Source organism: Bacteroides luti (genome assembly GCF_900128905.1).
GTDB lineage: Bacteria > Bacteroidota > Bacteroidia > Bacteroidales > Bacteroidaceae > Bacteroides > Bacteroides luti.
Map to the genome: position 1 here is coordinate 1 of NZ_FQTV01000035.1, position 1,437 is coordinate 1,437.

Below are 1,437 nucleotides of genomic sequence, written 5' to 3' on the forward strand. Positions count from 1 at the left end.
GGCTCAGTATAAAAAGTTGTGGGATAAGTGTTAATTCTTTATCTTTGAACAATGAATAAAATGAATTCTCCTAGCATCGCTGAAGTTCTATCATTGTTTTTACCTGATGGTATCCTTGAATACTTTGATATTGTATCTGAAATCACTCAAGAGACATGCTTTATCTTGTGTTTAGAAGAAAAGAATATTGTTCCTGATGAAATCTCTACCTTAAATCTTCATTCTCATGGCTTTCATCCTGAGGTAGAAGTTCAAGATTTTCCCATCAGAGGCAAAGCTGTTTATCTTCGTATAAAAAGACGCAGATGGAAAGATATTGATACTGGAAAGGTTTATTCTCGAGATTGGAGAATCGTTGCTCACGGAACTCGCATTACTGCAGAGTTCGGTTCTTTTTTAAAAGAGTTACTTAGACAATAATGCTGTCAGTGCACAATCTGTAGCTTCCTTCAATAAACTTGATGGCAAGCAGCTACAACGATACTATAAAGATGCATTAAGTGATTTTCATTCATGGAATCAACTATCTCATGCAGAGGATTATCTTCTTTATTCCAAAAATATAGGTCCTAATCTATGTATTGATGAAACCTCCTTCTCATGTGGTGAACTCTATACCCTTCTATTAAACAGAGATGCTCACGGAAAGAAGGGCAGTATTATTGCTATTGTAAAAGGTACTAAAGCTGATACGGTTACAGAGATAATTAAAAAGATACCTATAAAAGAAAGATGCAAAGTACGTGAAGTAACATTGGATATGTCTCCAAGCATGCAGAAGATTATCCGATCATGTTTTCCTAAAGCAACCCAGGTTGTTGACAGATTCCATGTTCAGAAACAGGTATTCGATGCATTACAGGACTTACGCGTAGCTTATAGATGGCAAGTTATAAGAGAGGAAGAGAATAAGATCAAAGAAGCTAAAAGAAAAGGTATAGAATATAAATCGAAAGAATTAGAAAATGGTGACACACTCAGGCAATTACTTGTCAGAAGTCGGTTTCTTCTATTTAAAACACCTAATAAATGGGGAGAATCACAAAAACAAAGAGCTGAAATTTTGTTTAACTATTTTCCAGATATAAAACACATGTACTATCATTGTATAAGAATTGGGAGTATTTTCTCGCAAACAAAAGATAAAAATATGGCACGTTTAAAGTTTGCCAAATGGTATGAGGAAGTAGAGAATCAAGGGTATCCTAACTTCTCAGCAATAATATCTATGTTTGAGAATCACTCGGAGAGAATATTAAACTATTTTGAAAATCGAAGTACTAACGCAGCTGCAGAATCTTTTAATGCTAAACTAAAGGCTTTCAGAGCATCGTTTAGAGGAGTAAATGATATGAAATTCTTTCTTTACAGAGTGGCTAAAATTTACGCATAAACTGATGAAACTTTTAACATTCCCACAAAATTATTGACTGATCC

General features: G+C 34.2%; 1 protein-coding gene and 1 pseudogene. Both read left to right on the forward strand.

Features of this window, described 5'->3' with window-relative positions; genetic code table 11:
• The first annotated feature begins 51 nt into the window (after positions 1-51).
• Entirely contained in the window at positions 52-420 is a 369-nt protein-coding gene (locus BUC21_RS16675) for an ISAon1 family transposase N-terminal region protein (protein WP_245797157.1), read from the forward strand.
• A gap of 49 nt (positions 421-469) precedes the next feature.
• Positions 470-1,393, forward strand: a pseudogene (locus BUC21_RS16680) (ISAon1 family transposase); the annotation flags it as partial.
• Positions 1,394-1,437: the final 44 nt, after the last annotated feature.

Excerpts from the sequence above, each read along its gene's own strand:
- BUC21_RS16675 (WP_245797157.1), top strand. The coding sequence starts at position 52 with ATGAATAAAATGAATTCTCCTAGCATCGCTGAAGTTCTATCATTGTTT.